Source organism: Bacillus sp. WC2503, assembly GCF_052682895.1.
In genome coordinates this window covers 87501-101794 of the sequence record NZ_JBQYMD010000001.1, presented here as the reverse complement: position 1 = coordinate 101794, position 14294 = coordinate 87501, and the positions used below count along the sequence as shown (strand labels likewise).

General features: G+C 40.4%; 11 protein-coding genes, 20 tRNA genes, 2 rRNA genes and 2 riboswitches (1 of these 35 only partly in view). Of the genes, 2 read left to right on the top strand and 31 right to left on the bottom strand.

All coding sequences use genetic code 11. The annotated features are described in order from the left end of the window. Genes thiS through tenA form a run of 7 tightly spaced genes read right to left on the bottom strand, consistent with a single transcriptional unit; the run spans position 1 to position 5116 of the window. The gene (thiS, locus tag ACUN26_RS00570; protein ID WP_001049505.1) at positions 1-204 is read right to left on the bottom strand and encodes a sulfur carrier protein ThiS; all 204 of its coding nucleotides are present in this window, start codon (positions 202-204) and stop codon (positions 1-3) included. Between the two features lie 15 nt (positions 205-219). Beyond that, complete coding sequence (gene thiO / locus ACUN26_RS00565; protein ID WP_000333292.1) at positions 220-1329, bottom strand: glycine oxidase ThiO; 1110 nt, start codon at positions 1327-1329, stop codon at positions 220-222. Next, the gene (gene tenI, locus ACUN26_RS00560) at positions 1322-1942 is read right to left on the bottom strand and encodes a thiazole tautomerase TenI (RefSeq protein ID WP_000787173.1); all 621 of its coding nucleotides are present in this window, start codon (positions 1940-1942) and stop codon (positions 1322-1324) included. The genes thiO and tenI overlap by 8 nt, the downstream gene beginning before the upstream one ends. 10 nt (positions 1943-1952) lie before the next feature. Beyond that, entirely contained in the window at positions 1953-2954 is a 1002-nt protein-coding gene (locus ACUN26_RS00555; protein WP_000670423.1) for an ABC transporter substrate-binding protein, read from the bottom strand. Next, positions 2951-3703 (bottom strand): ABC transporter permease, encoded by a 753-nt coding sequence (locus tag ACUN26_RS00550; protein ID WP_002038041.1) that lies wholly within the window; start codon positions 3701-3703, stop codon positions 2951-2953. Before ACUN26_RS00550 ends, ACUN26_RS00555 begins: the two co-directional genes overlap by 4 nt. Continuing rightward, a complete protein-coding gene (locus ACUN26_RS00545) occupies positions 3703-4452 on the bottom strand; it encodes an ABC transporter ATP-binding protein (RefSeq protein WP_001256787.1) in 750 nt (249 codons plus the stop codon). Before ACUN26_RS00545 ends, ACUN26_RS00550 begins: the two co-directional genes overlap by 1 nt. Then, the gene (gene tenA, locus ACUN26_RS00540) at positions 4421-5116 is read right to left on the bottom strand and encodes a thiaminase II (protein WP_000666917.1); all 696 of its coding nucleotides are present in this window, start codon (positions 5114-5116) and stop codon (positions 4421-4423) included. Before tenA ends, ACUN26_RS00545 begins: the two co-directional genes overlap by 32 nt. A gap of 83 nt (positions 5117-5199) precedes the next feature. Further along, positions 5200-5303, bottom strand: a riboswitch (TPP riboswitch). 60 nt (positions 5304-5363) lie between these two features. Then, positions 5364-5476, bottom strand: a riboswitch (TPP riboswitch). A 274-nt stretch (positions 5477-5750) separates the two neighbouring features. Here tenA and ACUN26_RS00535 point away from each other — a divergent pair. Further along, entirely contained in the window at positions 5751-6911 is a 1161-nt protein-coding gene (locus ACUN26_RS00535; protein ID WP_001056043.1) for an SH3 domain-containing protein, read from the top strand. A 5-nt stretch (positions 6912-6916) separates the two neighbouring features. Continuing rightward, the gene (locus ACUN26_RS00530; RefSeq protein ID WP_001137815.1) at positions 6917-7249 is read left to right on the top strand and encodes a hypothetical protein; all 333 of its coding nucleotides are present in this window, start codon (positions 6917-6919) and stop codon (positions 7247-7249) included. Between the two features lie 240 nt (positions 7250-7489). On the opposite strand, the gene ACUN26_RS00525 is transcribed toward ACUN26_RS00530, so the two are convergent. The 24 genes from ACUN26_RS00525 to ACUN26_RS00410 form a co-directional block, all read right to left on the bottom strand. Beyond that, a complete protein-coding gene (locus ACUN26_RS00525; protein ID WP_001203042.1) occupies positions 7490-8641 on the bottom strand; it encodes a DUF3965 domain-containing protein in 1152 nt (383 codons plus the stop codon). 476 nt (positions 8642-9117) lie between these two features. After that, complete coding sequence (locus tag ACUN26_RS00520; protein WP_000195540.1) at positions 9118-9537, bottom strand: CBS domain-containing protein; 420 nt, start codon at positions 9535-9537, stop codon at positions 9118-9120. Positions 9538-9669: 132 nt separating this feature from the next. Continuing rightward, positions 9670-9741: transfer RNA gene (locus tag ACUN26_RS00515), tRNA-Glu, on the bottom strand. Between the two features lies 1 nt (position 9742). Beyond that, positions 9743-9817: transfer RNA gene (locus ACUN26_RS00510), tRNA-Asn, on the bottom strand. A 9-nt stretch (positions 9818-9826) separates the two neighbouring features. After that, positions 9827-9903, bottom strand: a tRNA-Ile gene (locus ACUN26_RS00505). A 10-nt stretch (positions 9904-9913) separates the two neighbouring features. Then, positions 9914-9984 (bottom strand) — tRNA-Trp (locus ACUN26_RS00500). 6 nt (positions 9985-9990) lie between these two features. Further along, positions 9991-10063, bottom strand: a tRNA-Thr gene (locus ACUN26_RS00495). A gap of 10 nt (positions 10064-10073) precedes the next feature. Beyond that, positions 10074-10149 (bottom strand) — tRNA-Phe (locus ACUN26_RS00490). An 8-nt stretch (positions 10150-10157) separates the two neighbouring features. Beyond that, positions 10158-10233 (bottom strand) — tRNA-Asp (locus ACUN26_RS00485). Positions 10234-10236: 3 nt separating this feature from the next. Beyond that, positions 10237-10313: transfer RNA gene (locus ACUN26_RS00480), tRNA-Met, on the bottom strand. Between the two features lie 20 nt (positions 10314-10333). Then, positions 10334-10426: transfer RNA gene (locus ACUN26_RS00475), tRNA-Ser, on the bottom strand. Between the two features lie 56 nt (positions 10427-10482). Beyond that, a tRNA-Ser gene (locus tag ACUN26_RS00470) sits at positions 10483-10575 on the bottom strand. A gap of 20 nt (positions 10576-10595) precedes the next feature. Next, positions 10596-10668 (bottom strand) — tRNA-Ala (locus ACUN26_RS00465). A gap of 15 nt (positions 10669-10683) precedes the next feature. After that, positions 10684-10757, bottom strand: a tRNA-Pro gene (locus ACUN26_RS00460). Between the two features lie 10 nt (positions 10758-10767). After that, positions 10768-10841, bottom strand: a tRNA-Arg gene (locus tag ACUN26_RS00455). 3 nt (positions 10842-10844) lie between these two features. Beyond that, positions 10845-10933: transfer RNA gene (locus ACUN26_RS00450), tRNA-Leu, on the bottom strand. Between the two features lie 16 nt (positions 10934-10949). After that, positions 10950-11024: transfer RNA gene (locus ACUN26_RS00445), tRNA-Gly, on the bottom strand. A 30-nt stretch (positions 11025-11054) separates the two neighbouring features. Then, a tRNA-Leu gene (locus ACUN26_RS00440) sits at positions 11055-11135 on the bottom strand. Positions 11136-11150: 15 nt separating this feature from the next. Further along, positions 11151-11226 (bottom strand) — tRNA-Lys (locus ACUN26_RS00435). 4 nt (positions 11227-11230) lie between these two features. Beyond that, positions 11231-11305: transfer RNA gene (locus ACUN26_RS00430), tRNA-Gln, on the bottom strand. 12 nt (positions 11306-11317) lie between these two features. Beyond that, a tRNA-Tyr gene (locus tag ACUN26_RS00425) sits at positions 11318-11401 on the bottom strand. A gap of 8 nt (positions 11402-11409) precedes the next feature. After that, positions 11410-11485 (bottom strand) — tRNA-Val (locus ACUN26_RS00420). Positions 11486-11489: 4 nt separating this feature from the next. After that, positions 11490-11605 (bottom strand): 5S ribosomal RNA (gene rrf, locus ACUN26_RS00415). Between the two features lie 101 nt (positions 11606-11706). Next, a 23S ribosomal RNA gene (locus tag ACUN26_RS00410) occupies positions 11707-14294 on the bottom strand; it runs 334 nt beyond the window's last position.

Here is a 14294-nt window from a genome sequence, read left to right as displayed (position 1 = left end):
TCAACCGCCTCCTACGAAAGTTACAATCTCAATTTGGTCTCCATCAAAAACAGATGTATCTGTATGATCATCTTTTTGTAAAATATCTTTATTACGCTCTACTACAACAATTCTGTTATCTAACTCTAAATGTGTAAGTAACTCAGCTACTGTTTTTACACTCTCTGGTACTTCAATTTGGTTACCATTAATTTTTAAATTCAAACTTCCATCCCCTTTCTAAACCGTTTTAGAAAGCAATGAATCTAGCAAGTGATTCTCCTGCTTTCCTTCTATTAAATCCGCCATATATTGACCAGAAACAGGGCTTAATAAAATGCCGTTTCGATAATGGCCCGTACAAGCATATAAACCTTTTATTTCTTCATGTTCTCCCATATAAGGAGCTTCGTGATTCGATTGTGGTCTTAATCCTGCCCATGCGCTTTCCCACTCTGCTTCTTTTAAAGCTGGCAATATTGTATAAGCACGCTCTAATATAGAAGTAATGCTTTCCGGTTGTACAGTTTTATTAAACGTATGCGGCTTCATCGTTGCTCCAATTACGTAACGTCCGCCGCGCTTTGGAGCAATATAAAATCTTTCTTGGAAAATAGGTGCCTTTAAAAGTGGTTTTCTACTTCTTACCGCTACTACTTCTCCTTTAACTGGATATGTACCCCATTCGCGGTGAAAATGACCTAGTAACTTCGTGCTCCATGAGCCACCGGCAATCACCACTTTTTCGCATGTGATTATACCTTCGCTCGTAACAATACCAGTCACTTTATTATTTTCAATACGAATATCAAACACTTCTGTCTGTTCATATATATCCGCACCGGAAATTGATGCAGAATGCGCGAATGCTTTCGTAAGCTCTGGTGCAATAACGTGACCATCTTTCGGATAATATACCGCTCCTATAATGGATTCGGATAGAAATGGCTCTTTTTCCCGTAAATGGTCTCCCGTTAGAAAATATGAATCTTCACCTGTTTTCTGTTGCCAATCCATAATGTGAAGAATTCTTTCCTTCTCATCTTCGTTTTGTGCAATACGATATATCCCTTTCTCCTCATATCCAATATCAATACCCGTCTTTTCACGTAAAACTGTTGCAAGTTGTGGAAATATAGCTCGGCTTTCTCTAGCAAGTTCAAATAGCGGGTCATACGCATCCCATTCTGCTTGAACACCAAGCAGGCCAGCAGCTACTTTAGAAGCTTCTGATGCAATTTTTTGCTTCTCTATAATTGCTACTTTATGTCCTCTTTCTGCTAGAAAATGTGCAACTGAGCTACCAATTACACCACCGCCAATAATCGCTACATCATACTTCTCACACATGTTTTTCCGCCCACTTTCTTATTGATTCCTTATAAGATTTCGCTTTGCTATATGGGTTACTACTACTTACAATTCCGGACATAACTGCTATACCGCTTACACCGTTAGTAAGAACATCTACTGTGTTTTCTGGGGTAATTCCTCCAATCGCTGTAATCGGTATAGATAAACAGCTTGCAATGTCTGAAATTTCTTCAAGTCCTCTCGCTGGCACACCTTTTTTACAATCTGTCGGAAATACATGACCATAAACGAGTGAATCCGCTCCATTTTTAAATGCTACTATCGCTTCCTCTAACGAGTGTACTGAATAACCGACATGCAAATAAGAAAACTTTTCTTTCACTAACCTTACATCTGCGCTTCGGTATCCTAGTTGAACACGCGGAATGTTTAATAAAATGGCGATATCAATTCGATCATTTATAACAAGCTTAGATGCTGGAAAGCCTTTTTTCAAAAGACTTTCCACCCCTTTATATAATTCCTTCGTACTTTTCTCACGCTCACGAATATGCAAATAATCAATCTCACTCTCAATTTGCATCGCTACATTCACTAACTCTTCGAATGGCATATGGCCATTTGAGATTACATGGAGCTCATTTTTCATATTCATTCGCCTACTTTAAAATGTTTTCGAATAATTCATCGGCAGGAACAATTTCTTTCGTCATTCCTTTGTCTTTCAACCATTTGTTTTGTTTCTCCCATGACTCTTTTGAATCTGATAAAAATGGCTCATCTTTCGTTTCCATCTTCTCTAATAAAATTTTCATGCTTTCTTTTTCAACTTCTGGTACAAGCGGGAAGTTTTCTTTTTCTTGATGATCTAATAAAATATTTAATGCTTCATCAGGGCTTTTCTTCATAAAGTCATACCCTTTTTTTGCCCCACGTAAAAAGGCTTGCAATGCTTCTTTATCTTTTTTCAACGTTTTATCACCTGTTACGAAAACAAGTTCATGATAATTCGGCACACCATATTCTGCTGGATTAAAGTACGCTGGTTCATGGCCTTCATGACGCATAACAGGTACTTCATGGTTAATGTATGCTCCTGTTACAGCATCCACTTTTTTCGTAATTAACGCTGGTACTAAATCAAAGCCAACATCAACTACTTTCACCGTATCAGGATTACCACCAGCTTCTTTTATCATTGTTTTTAAATATGCTTCACTTAAAGGAGTTCCAGAATATCCTACTGTTTTTCCTTCTAAATCTTTCGGTAATTGAATACCTGCTGATTTCAGCGATACGACATGATTTAACGGTGAACGTACGACAGCTCCAATTGATTTCACTGGAATTTGTTCATTTGCTCTGGCCATAACAACATCTGGCTGATAATACAAACCAACTGTCACTTTCCCTGCTGCAGCTAAAGTTAATGGATCAGTTGGATTAGAAGGGAATTTTATATTTACCTTTATTCCTTCTTCTTTAAAGTAGCCTTTTTCAATTGCTGCATAAATAAAGCTATGTACCGCATTTGGGTACCAATCGAGCATAACCGTTATTTCTTTCTCTTTTTTACTTTTATCTGATGCTGAATTACTCGAACATCCTGCAATCATTGCAACTAATAATGTAAACACAAAGATGCGTTTTAAAAATTTCATGAATGCTTCCTCCAACTAATGAATTTCTTTTCTAATATGGAAATAAGTATGACGAAGAAAATAGCTAATAATGATAACAATACAATGGGTGCAAATACACCAGCTCCATCTAACTGTGTCATCATTCTCTTACTGAAATAACCAAGCCCAGCTTGTGCACCGAGCCATTCACCGATTGCTGCCCCAATTACACTAAGCGGAACTGCAATTTTTAAAGCTGAAAAAAAATAAGGAAGAGCAGACGGTAACTTTAACTTAAGAAAAACATCTTTCTTCGTTGCTCCATATGTAACTAAGAGCTCCTCCCATTCTTTTTTCGTACTACGCAGTCCGTCATACGTATTGACCGCAATAGGGAAAAACGTAATTAAAACTGTAACAACAACCTTACTCCAGAGGGTATATCCAAACCATAAAACGAAAAGCGGAGCAAGCGCTGTAATAGGAATCGTTTGTGAGGCAACTAATAATGGATAAAATGCCCTTTCCATCCATGTACTCGCATTCATTAACATCGCTAGCCCTACACCTAATACGATAGAAATAACAACACCTATTAAAACGACGTATAACGTTGCCGGTAAATGAACCGTAAATAATATGTCTTTTAGTTCCCATATCTTCATTACAATTGCTGACGGTGACGGTAAAATGTACATTTCATCTACAATTCTTGCTCCTATTTCCCACATAACGAGTAAAATGCTAGAAAGTGTAATGGCAGGAACTAATTCTTTCAATCGGTTCATCATACGAGTACCTGCCTTTGTAACATACTAAGAAGCTCATCTTTCAGCGCTAACACATCCGGTTTATATAAATCTTTTCGTGTTCTGTTATGATCAAGCGGCACAATCCGTTCAGTCAAAGTAGTTATCGGCTGCTGTTCCACCACTAAAATTCGATTCGAAAGAAACAACGCTTCTTCCACATCATGAGTGATAAATAAAATTGTTTTTTCCCACTCTTTCCATTGTTCAAACAACCATTCTTGCAAAGATGCCTTCGTTAAAGCGTCCAATGCGCTAAACGGTTCATCTAGCAATAATATCTCTCCGCCTGTTAATAATGTTCGGATAAAAGATACGCGCTGCCTCATACCGCCAGATAAATCTTTCGGGTATTTTCCCTCGTATCCTTGTAAACCAAATTTATGTAACAGTTCCTTTGCCTTTACTTGTGCTTCTTTCTTCTGTACACCCTGACATTCTAGTGGCAAAGCAGCATTCTCAATAATTGTTCTCCACGGCAGGAGCATATCTTTTTGAGGCATATACCCTACAGGATGACTTTTTGTTTCTGTCAGCTCTATCCGTCCAGTACTAACTTCTTCTAAGCCTGTAATAAGGCGAAATAGAGTACTTTTCCCGCAGCCACTTGGCCCAATAATGCTTACAAACTCTTTCTCTTGTATAGAAGTATTTAATTCATCGATGATTGGCTTCTCATCATAATGAAAAGAAACATTATGAAACTGTAGTATGTTCTTGCTCCTCAAATCCCCACATCTCCTTACGATAGGACATATCCCAGAATAAATATTCAAATCGACTGGAATATAAGAAAATCTCCTCTAATCTTTCTAGCTCTCGCTCTGACTTTCCAATTGCCATTTCATCTAATAAATCTATTAACCAAATACAAAGGTTACCGTATTCTTCAGAACTATATCCTTGAATCCACTCACCAAAGAACTCATGATCTCTCGCTCCAGGAATATCATTTAAACGCTTTCCAATTTCCCAATAACTCCACATACATGGAAGAAGTGCTGCTATTAATTCCGCAATTGTGCCATTTTGAGATACAGACATCATGTAATTTGTATAAGCTAAATTTTTAGCAGATGGTTTTGCTGATTCTATCTCCTCTATAGAAATTCCAAGCCTTTTTGCATACTGTTTATGGATCGTCATTTCTCCATTTAATATTCCATCAATTTGTTCAGCAAATTTTCCCATTACTTGTGGATTCGTTGCCTTTACAACACCGATGGCATATAGCTTTGCATAATCTAACAAATATAAATAATCTTGAATAATGTAATACTGAAACTTATCTTTTTCTAACGTGCCATCCCCCATCCCTACTACAAATGGATGATTATGACTCATCTCCCAAACTGGTTGTACAGTTTCTAACAATCTATTACAAAATTTCATTTCTATTTCCCCCTTCAATATATGTATCTAAATAAAAAACCACTTCTATAATCAGAAGTGGTTACAACAAATAAAATTATAGTTTATTCGTTGTTCCACTTCCCTTCGCTAGTATTACCTAGATCAGGTGTTGTAAGGGTTAAGGATTATTCCTCTCTCAGCACGAAAAGCACCCCTAGTGGTTTCAATATAAAATTTTCAAATAAAAAAGCCCCGTTTCTATACGCAAAGAAACGGGGACTCATCATTAGTGTCCGAATTGCTTCCCTACGCTAGCATAATCTAGATCAGGTAATGAAAAGGATCAAAGACTTAAGGTCTTACTCTCAGCTGGCAACACCAGCTCTCCTAGCAAACTATAAAATTATCACTGTCAGTATAACACCCTAATAAGACATCATCAACTGTTTTAATTTTCTCAATTGTCAACGAAATTACAGAGTTATATAATAATTATTATTCTATTTCGTAAAATAAAATACCAATTAATTCCACAAAAAGGAATCATTATCCTGAAAAAATTTATTTTTATATTGATTTCATATTACATTTATGTGAATACACCCACTATATTATATCTTTATACTATAATAAAATTACAACTAACTATACAACTAGAGGAGGTCTCTATTATATGAATATGAAAGCTACAGCTCTAACAGCAACTACTGTCGCAATCGCCTCATTACTTCCTTCTATGGGCGAAACAAATGTACAAAAAGCAAACGCTGAACAATTATCTAATGTCAAAACTGGATATGTCAAAGTCGATCAAGTAGCCTTACATAAAGAAGATAATACAAATAGCACATCCCTTGATACAATTCGCTTTAATACGAAAGTTAACATACTTAAAACAACGAAGGATTGGTATAAAGTATCTGTTAATAATAAAGTAGGCTATGTACAAAAAGATGCTATTCTGCAAAAAAACAAACTTCAATCTACTAATCAATACATCGTCAATGCTAATGCATTGAACGTTCGCTCTGAACCTAATTTAGAATCTTCCATTTTAGATGTATTACCAAATGGTAAGTTCGTGACTATTCAAGGAGAACAAGGCGAATGGTATAAAATTTCACATAACGGTCAAACAGGTTATGTACAAAAAGCATTCGTATCTAATGGTTCGCAGCCCTTAGTAAAAGGAATCACAGTTCAAAATGATACGAAATATACTGTTGCAACACCTAAATTAAATGTACGTAGCAATGCTAGCACAAATGGTACTCTACTTGGTTCTTTACAAAACGGTACACAGATACAAGTAGTAGAAACAGTAGGAACTTGGTATAAAATTCGTTTTGGCACAGGATACGGGTATGTGGCCAAACACTATGTGGTACAAAATCAACAGCAATCACAAGCTCAAACAGCTCAATCTTCAGCTATTCCAGCAGTTTTCAAATTCCCTACTCAAGGAAAAATCAGCTCAACCTTTGATATACGCTGGGAACAAATGCATTATGGAATAGATATTGCAGCACAAGGTAACGTCTCCATTCAAGCTGCCGCTGCAGGTAAAGTTATTAAATCATATTATTCAGCTAGTTATGGCAATGTAGTGTTCATCGCCCATCAAATAAACGGGAAATTATATACAACAGTTTATGCTCATATGAAAGATCGCACTGTACAAGCTGGTGATCAAATACAAACTGGACAATTACTAGGTCATATGGGTAACACAGGTCATTCATACGGACAACACCTCCATTTCGAATTACATAATGGAGAATGGAATTTTGAAAAAACAAATGCAGTAAATCCACTGCCGTATTTAGTTAGGTAAATTGTATGCCACGCAATATACCTCTCTTCATTGAATACTTAGCCTTTTTAGGTTTAATCTGTTGTTTAATAATTTACAATACAAACACTGTATTTTTATCTATTATCATTGCTTTTGTTGCTCTAGAAATTATGATGGAGTCATTTCAAGTGCGACTAAAGCAAAAAGTTGCCCATGTTTATAATGCTATTTTTCTATTAAGTGCCCTTATAACAAATGTTATTAGTAATGGCTTTTATTTATCTACTATAATTCCCGTATTCTTTATGGCTGTTTTATTATTCATAGCTAGATACATTAATGTCCCTAATAATAAAAAACATGAACAAGAAGCTTAGAAAGAGGAGACACTGTGTACCAATCTTTCAAAGATAACACAATGAAATATATATTGAATTTATACGGAAAACTAAATACTTTTTTTGGTATACAAGGAAGTTATACTGCACAACTTCTCCTATATGGAATGCTATTTCTCATCTTAATCACTTTCTCCTTGTTTTACTAACAAAAAAGGATCTCACATAACATTGAGATCCTTTTTAATTTATATTAATTTTTCATATGTAAAATACTGTTTAGCCACAAGCATATTTTTCATAAATAAAACTAAGATTATATTTTTTCTCTAAACCCATTCTTTGTTCATCGTCACACCAATAGAAAAGAATATCATGAATCGTCGCATAACGCTTATTTTTAAGAAATAGTTTAAAGAATGATGGTAAACAATCATGTAATTGTATAAATATATAATTGCGTAGTATTTCCTCTTTATATTCAATGCCCTTACAAATATACAGTAATTCTTCACAATAATATGCATGCTGTGGAACTTGAATCATTTCGAAAAATGGCACGTATGATAATAACTTTCCGATAAAATGGTTATATCGATCCATTATACCTATTGTCATATGTTCCATCATTTCTTTCATCACATATAAATAATCATCTACATGAGTTGTCTTTAGTGGATCTAATCGATCTGAAATTTGAGAAAGTACAGCTCTTTGACAAGCTAAAACTACTTGACTAGGTCCATAATATGATAGAAAATCTGTACACTTACGATACTTTCGCAACAAGTCATGTCTATATAAATCATACACAAAAGTATTACAATACATCGCTAGACTCATCATATCACTATTCAGCTGCTCTTTTGACTGTGCTTTAGCCCTCTTACACATATAGAAGAATGTAAACTCTAATATTTCTTTTTGAGATAATAGATGTTTACAATTTGTTATACATTTCTCATTAAATTTAACTCTATCCCAAATTTCTACATCCCCATCTGTTAATTCCCCGACACGATATTTAATAACTAAATAGTTTAAAGCAACTGCTTGTGTCAAAAGATCCCATGTTTCATATTCCAATGAAGTTTGGACAAATTCAGCTAGCCCTTGTGTTACCATAAAAGTATTTGCCTCTTCATACCAACCAATCTCTTGACATAAACGAAGAATACGTACTAAGGTTGGAATTTCATCTTTATGAAACTGTGGTAAATTCTTTACTCTATTCATTCCATAAACGATAACTGCTGCTAAATTTTCTTCTTTATAAAATTCTTTTTCTTTCCATGCTAATATAGTTCGCTCTTTTCCTTCACCTTTTGGGTGACAAGGTACAAGTAAAGATAATAATTCAGCAAAATTATTTGGTTCTATATATGTATCTGTAACCAAATTCCAATTTGGATCGCCCTGTACAGCCCTCATATAATTCCCCTTCCCTTTTTATCCCGCTATTTGCCGGGCAGTAAGACGCCCACCTCAAAATCCAGTGAATGCGAGGAAGTTAGGTGGGAAATAAAACTGCCCGTAAAAGCCCGATTGGTTCAACGAATAATCGTTGGAGGATGGACAACCCCCCCAATAATTAAAGTTTCACTTTATCTACGTAGGAAATATTAATTGATTATTACAACACTAAAAATAAATATTGTTATATTCAAAACCTATCATAATACTTATATCTATCAGTATATCACTTTTTCTCTTATTTAAAATTAGGAATGAAAAATTTAAATAAACTGTCGAAAACCTTAACTATGTACTTATTATATAATGTCTCAGATACATCACGCTAATATATTAGTTTAATCCACATATACTAGAATAATGTATCTGATTTTTATCCATCATTTATCCCACTATTTGTGGACAATAACACTTTCACTAATTAAAGTTTAACTTTATTCCGTACGTTCCGAGATTTCACTTAAAGCGAACCCAGCTTGATCATCTGCCGCTTCTCTTATAGCTAAATCACCTAATGCTAGCATCCCGACAAGTTGACCGCCCTCAACTACTGGCAATCGTCTAATTTGATACTGTGCCATTAATTCTGTAGCTTTTTCAATAGAATCATCTGGAGAAACCGAAACAATGTTTGTCGTCATTACATTTGTAATTTTATTAGACCCAGGATGTTTTTCAGCAATCCCTCGAACAACTAAATCTCGATCAGTAACAAGCCCAACGACTTGTTCATTTTCAAGAACAGGAATCAATCCAACTGATTCTTCCTTCATTTTTACAGCAGCCTCATATACATTATCTAACGGTGTACAATGTACAATATGAGTACTCATAAAGTCTCTAACTTGCGTCATTTTTTATCTCCTCCTTTTAATACATACCATAGTTTTTCCTAAATCCCTTTATTTATTTGAGGAAAATAAGATGATAAAAAAGAGGATTATACACAATAAAAAAGAGCCAGCATATTGCTGACTCTTTCTTTATGACCCGTACGGGATTCGAACCCGTGTTACCGCCGTGAAAGGGCGGTGTCTTAACCACTTGACCAACGGGCCATGGCTCCGCAGGTAGGACTCGAACCTACGACCGATCGGTTAACAGCCGATAGCTCTACCACTGAGCTACTGCGGAATAAATATATGGTGGGCCTAAATGGACTCGAACCATCGACCTCACGCTTATCAGGCGTGCGCTCTAACCAGCTGAGCTATAGGCCCATATACTTTACAGGGGCAGTAGGAATCGAACCCACACTGGAGGTTTTGGAGACCTCAGTTCTACCTTTAAACTATGCCCCTAAATGATGCCGGCTAGAGGACTTGAACCCCCAACCTACTGATTACAAGTCAGTTGCTCTACCAATTGAGCTAAGCCGGCATAAAAAAAATGGTGGCTCGGGACGGAATCGAACCGCCGACACGAGGATTTTCAGTCCTCTGCTCTACCGACTGAGCTACCGAGCCAACATAAATGGCGGTCCCGACCGGGGTCGAACCGGCGATCTCCTGCGTGACAGGCAGGCATGTTAACCACTACACCACGGGACCATTTGGTTGCGGGGACAGGATTTGAACCTGCGACCTTCGGGTTATGAGCCCGACGAGCTACCGTACTGCTCCACCCCGCGACAATATAATATTTTAAAAATGGAGGAGGTAGAGGGATTCGAACCCCCGCGCGACTCTCGCCGCCTGTCGGTTTTCAAGACCGATCCCTTCAGCCGAACTTGGGTATACCTCCATGAAGGAAAATAAATATTTTATTATTATATGTAGCTAAACCATTTCAAAAGAAAATGGAGGAGGTAGAGGGATTCGAACCCCCGCGCGATTCTCACCGCCTGTCGGTTTTCAAGACCGATCCCTTCAGCCGAACTTGGGTATACCTCCGAGACATATAATAAATAAAGTGGAGCCTAGCGGGATCGAACCGCTGACCTCCTGCGTGCAAGGCAGGCGCTCTCCCAGCTGAGCTAAGGCCCCATGTTTTTGGGAAAATCGGGAAGACAGGATTTGAACCTGCGACCCCCTGGTCCCAAACCAGGTGCTCTACCAAGCTGAGCCACTTCCCGTTAATAAAAGCGCGCCCGAGAGGAGTCGAACCCCTAACCTCTTGATCCGTAGTCAAACGCTCTATCCAATTGAGCTACGGGCGCATATGGTGCCGAGGGCGGGGGTCGAACCCGCACGGTGGTCACCCACCGCAGGATTTTAAGTCCTGTGCGTCTGCCTGTTCCGCCACCCCGGCATGTCATATTGAAAATTGGAGCGGAAGACGGGATTCGAACCCGCGACCCCAACCTTGGCAAGGTTGTATTCTACCACTGAACTACTTCCGCAAGACATGTTATGAGATATTTTATTAAAAGTGCGGGTGAAGGGAGTCGAACCCCCACGCCAAAGGCGCTAGATCCTAAGTCTAGTGCGTCTGCCAATTCCGCCACACCCGCATATTTTATTGAAAATGGTGAGCCATGAAGGATTCGAACCTTCGACCCTCTGATTAAAAGTCAGATGCTCTACCAACTGAGCTAATGGCTCTTAATGGCTGGGCTAGCTGGATTCGAACCAGCGCATGACGGAGTCAAAGTCCGTTGCCTTACCGCTTGGCTATAGCCCAATAATTAAGAAATGGTGGAGGGGGGCAGATTCGAACTGCCGAACCCGAAGGAGCGGATTTACAGTCCGCCGCGTTTAGCCACTTCGCTACCCCTCCGACATAAATGGTGGAGGATGACGGGATCGAACCGCCGACCCCCTGCTTGTAAGGCAGGTGCTCTCCCAGCTGAGCTAATCCTCCATTTGCCTGGCAACGTCCTACTCTCACAGGGACAAGGTCCCAACTACCATCGGCGCTAGAGAGCTTAACTTCCGTGTTCGGTATGGGAACGGGTGTGACCTCTCTGCCATCATTACCAGACTATATTCATTTAAGACAAGAATCATTTTAACTTATTCAACTTTTAAAGTCAATAAGTTTTTTATATTCTTTCAAAACTAGATAACATTGCTTCATATTATATGGTTAAGTCCTCGATCTATTAGTATTCGTCAGCTCCACATGTCACCATGCTTCCACCTCGAACCTATCAACCTGATCATCTTTCAGGGATCTTACTAGCTTACGCTATGGGAAATCTCATCTTGAGGGGGGCTTCATGCTTAGATGCTTTCAGCACTTATCCCTTCCGCACATAGCTACCCAGCTATGCCCTTGGCAGAACAACTGGTACACCAGCGGTGCGTCCATCCCGGTCCTCTCGTACTAAGGACAGCTCCTCTCAAATTTCCTACGCCCACGACGGATAGGGACCGAACTGTCTCACGACGTTCTGAACCCAGCTCGCGTACCGCTTTAATGGGCGAACAGCCCAACCCTTGGGACCGACTACAGCCCCAGGATGCGATGAGCCGACATCGAGGTGCCAAACCTCCCCGTCGATGTGGACTCTTGGGGGAGATAAGCCTGTTATCCCCGGGGTAGCTTTTATCCGTTGAGCGATGGCCCTTCCATGCGGAACCACCGGATCACTAAGCCCGACTTTCGTCCCTGCTCGACTTGTAGGTCTCGCAGTCAAGCTCCCTTATGCCTTTGCACTCTACGAATGATTTCCAACCATTCTGAGGGAACCTTTGGGCGCCTCCGTTACACTTTAGGAGGCGACCGCCCCAGTCAAACTGCCCACCTGACACTGTCTCCCGGGTCGATAAGACCCGTAGGTTAGAATTTCAATACAGTCAGGGCGGTATCCCACCAGCGCCTCCACCGAAGCTAGCGCTCCGGTTTCAATGGCTCCCGCCTATCCTGTACAAACTGTACCAAAATTCAATATCAGGCTACAGTAAAGCTCCACGGGGTCTTTCCGTCCTGTCGCGGGTAACCTGCATCTTCACAGGTACTATAATTTCACCGAGTCTCTGGTTGAGACAGTGCCCAAATCGTTACACCTTTCGTGCGGGTCGGAACTTACCCGACAAGGAATTTCGCTACCTTAGGACCGTTATAGTTACGGCCGCCGTTTACTGGGGCTTCAGTTCAGAGCTTCGCTTACGCTAACCCCTCTCCTTAACCTTCCAGCACCGGGCAGGTGTCAGCCCCTATACTTCGCCTTACGGCTTCGCAGAGACCTGTGTTTTTGCTAAACAGTCGCTTGGGCCTATTCACTGCGGCTTTCCGTTAAGAAAGCACCCCTTCTCCCGAAGTTACGGGGTCATTTTGCCGAGTTCCTTAACCAGAGTTCTCTCGCACACCTTAGGATTCTCTCCTCGCCTACCTGTGTCGGTTTGCGGTACAGGCACCTTTTATCTCGCTAGAAGCTTTTCTTGGCAGCGGGGAATCAAAGACTTCGCTCCATAAGGAGCTTCCCCATCACAGCTCAGCCTTCACGATAAGCGGATTTGCCTACTTATCAGCCTAACTGCTTGGACGTGCACAACCAATCGCACGCTTCTTCTATCCTTCTGCGTCCCTCCATTGCTCAAACGATAAAGAGGTGGTACAGGAATATCAACCTGTTGTCCATCGCCTACGCCTGTCGGCCTCGGCTTAGGTCCTGACTAACCCTGAGCGGACGAGCCTTCCTCAGGAAACCTTAGGCATTCGGTGGACGGGATTCTCACCCGTCTTTCGCTACTCATACCGGCATTCTCACTTCTAAGCGCTCCACCAGTCCTTCCGGTCTGACTTCACTGCACTTAGAACGCTCCCCTACCACTGATACCATTGGTATCAATTCGCAGCTTCGGTGGTGTATTTAGCCCCGGTACATTTTCGGCGCAGAGTCACTCGACTAGTGAGCTATTACGCACTCTTTAAATGGTGGCTGCTTCTAAGCCAACATCCTAGTTGTCTAAGCAACTCCACATCCTTTTCCACTTAATACACACTTTGGGACCTTAGCTGGCGATCTGGGCTGTTTCCCTCTTGACTACGGATCTTATCACTCGCAGTCTGACTCCTAAGGATAAGTCATTGGCATTCGGAGTTTGACTGAATTCGGTAATCCGATGAGGACCCCTAGTTCAATCAGTGCTCTACCTCCAAGACTCTTACACTTAAGGCTAGCCCTAAAGCTATTTCGGGGAGAACCAGCTATCTCCAGGTTCGATTGGAATTTCTCCGCTACCCACACCTCATCCCCGCACTTTTCAACGTGCGTGGGTTCGGGCCTCCATTCAGTGTTACCTGAACTTCACCCTGGACATGGGTAGATCACCTGGTTTCGGGTCTACGACCACGTACTAAATGCCCTATTCAGACTCGCTTTCGCTGCGGCTCCGTCTCTTCAACTTAACCTCGCACGGGATCGTAACTCGCCGGTTCATTCTACAAAAGGCACGCCATCACCCATTAACGGGCTCTGACTATTTGTAGGCACACGGTTTCAGGATCTCTTTCACTCCCCTTCCGGGGTGCTTTTCACCTTTCCCTCACGGTACTGGTTCACTATCGATCACTAGGGAGTATTTAGCCTTGGGAGATGGTCCTCCCAGATTCCGACGGAATTTCACGTGTTCCGCCGTACTCAGGATACATTCAAGAGAGAACGAAGTTTCGACTACGGGGTTGTTACCCTCTACGACGGACCTTTCCAGGTCGCTTCGTCTAC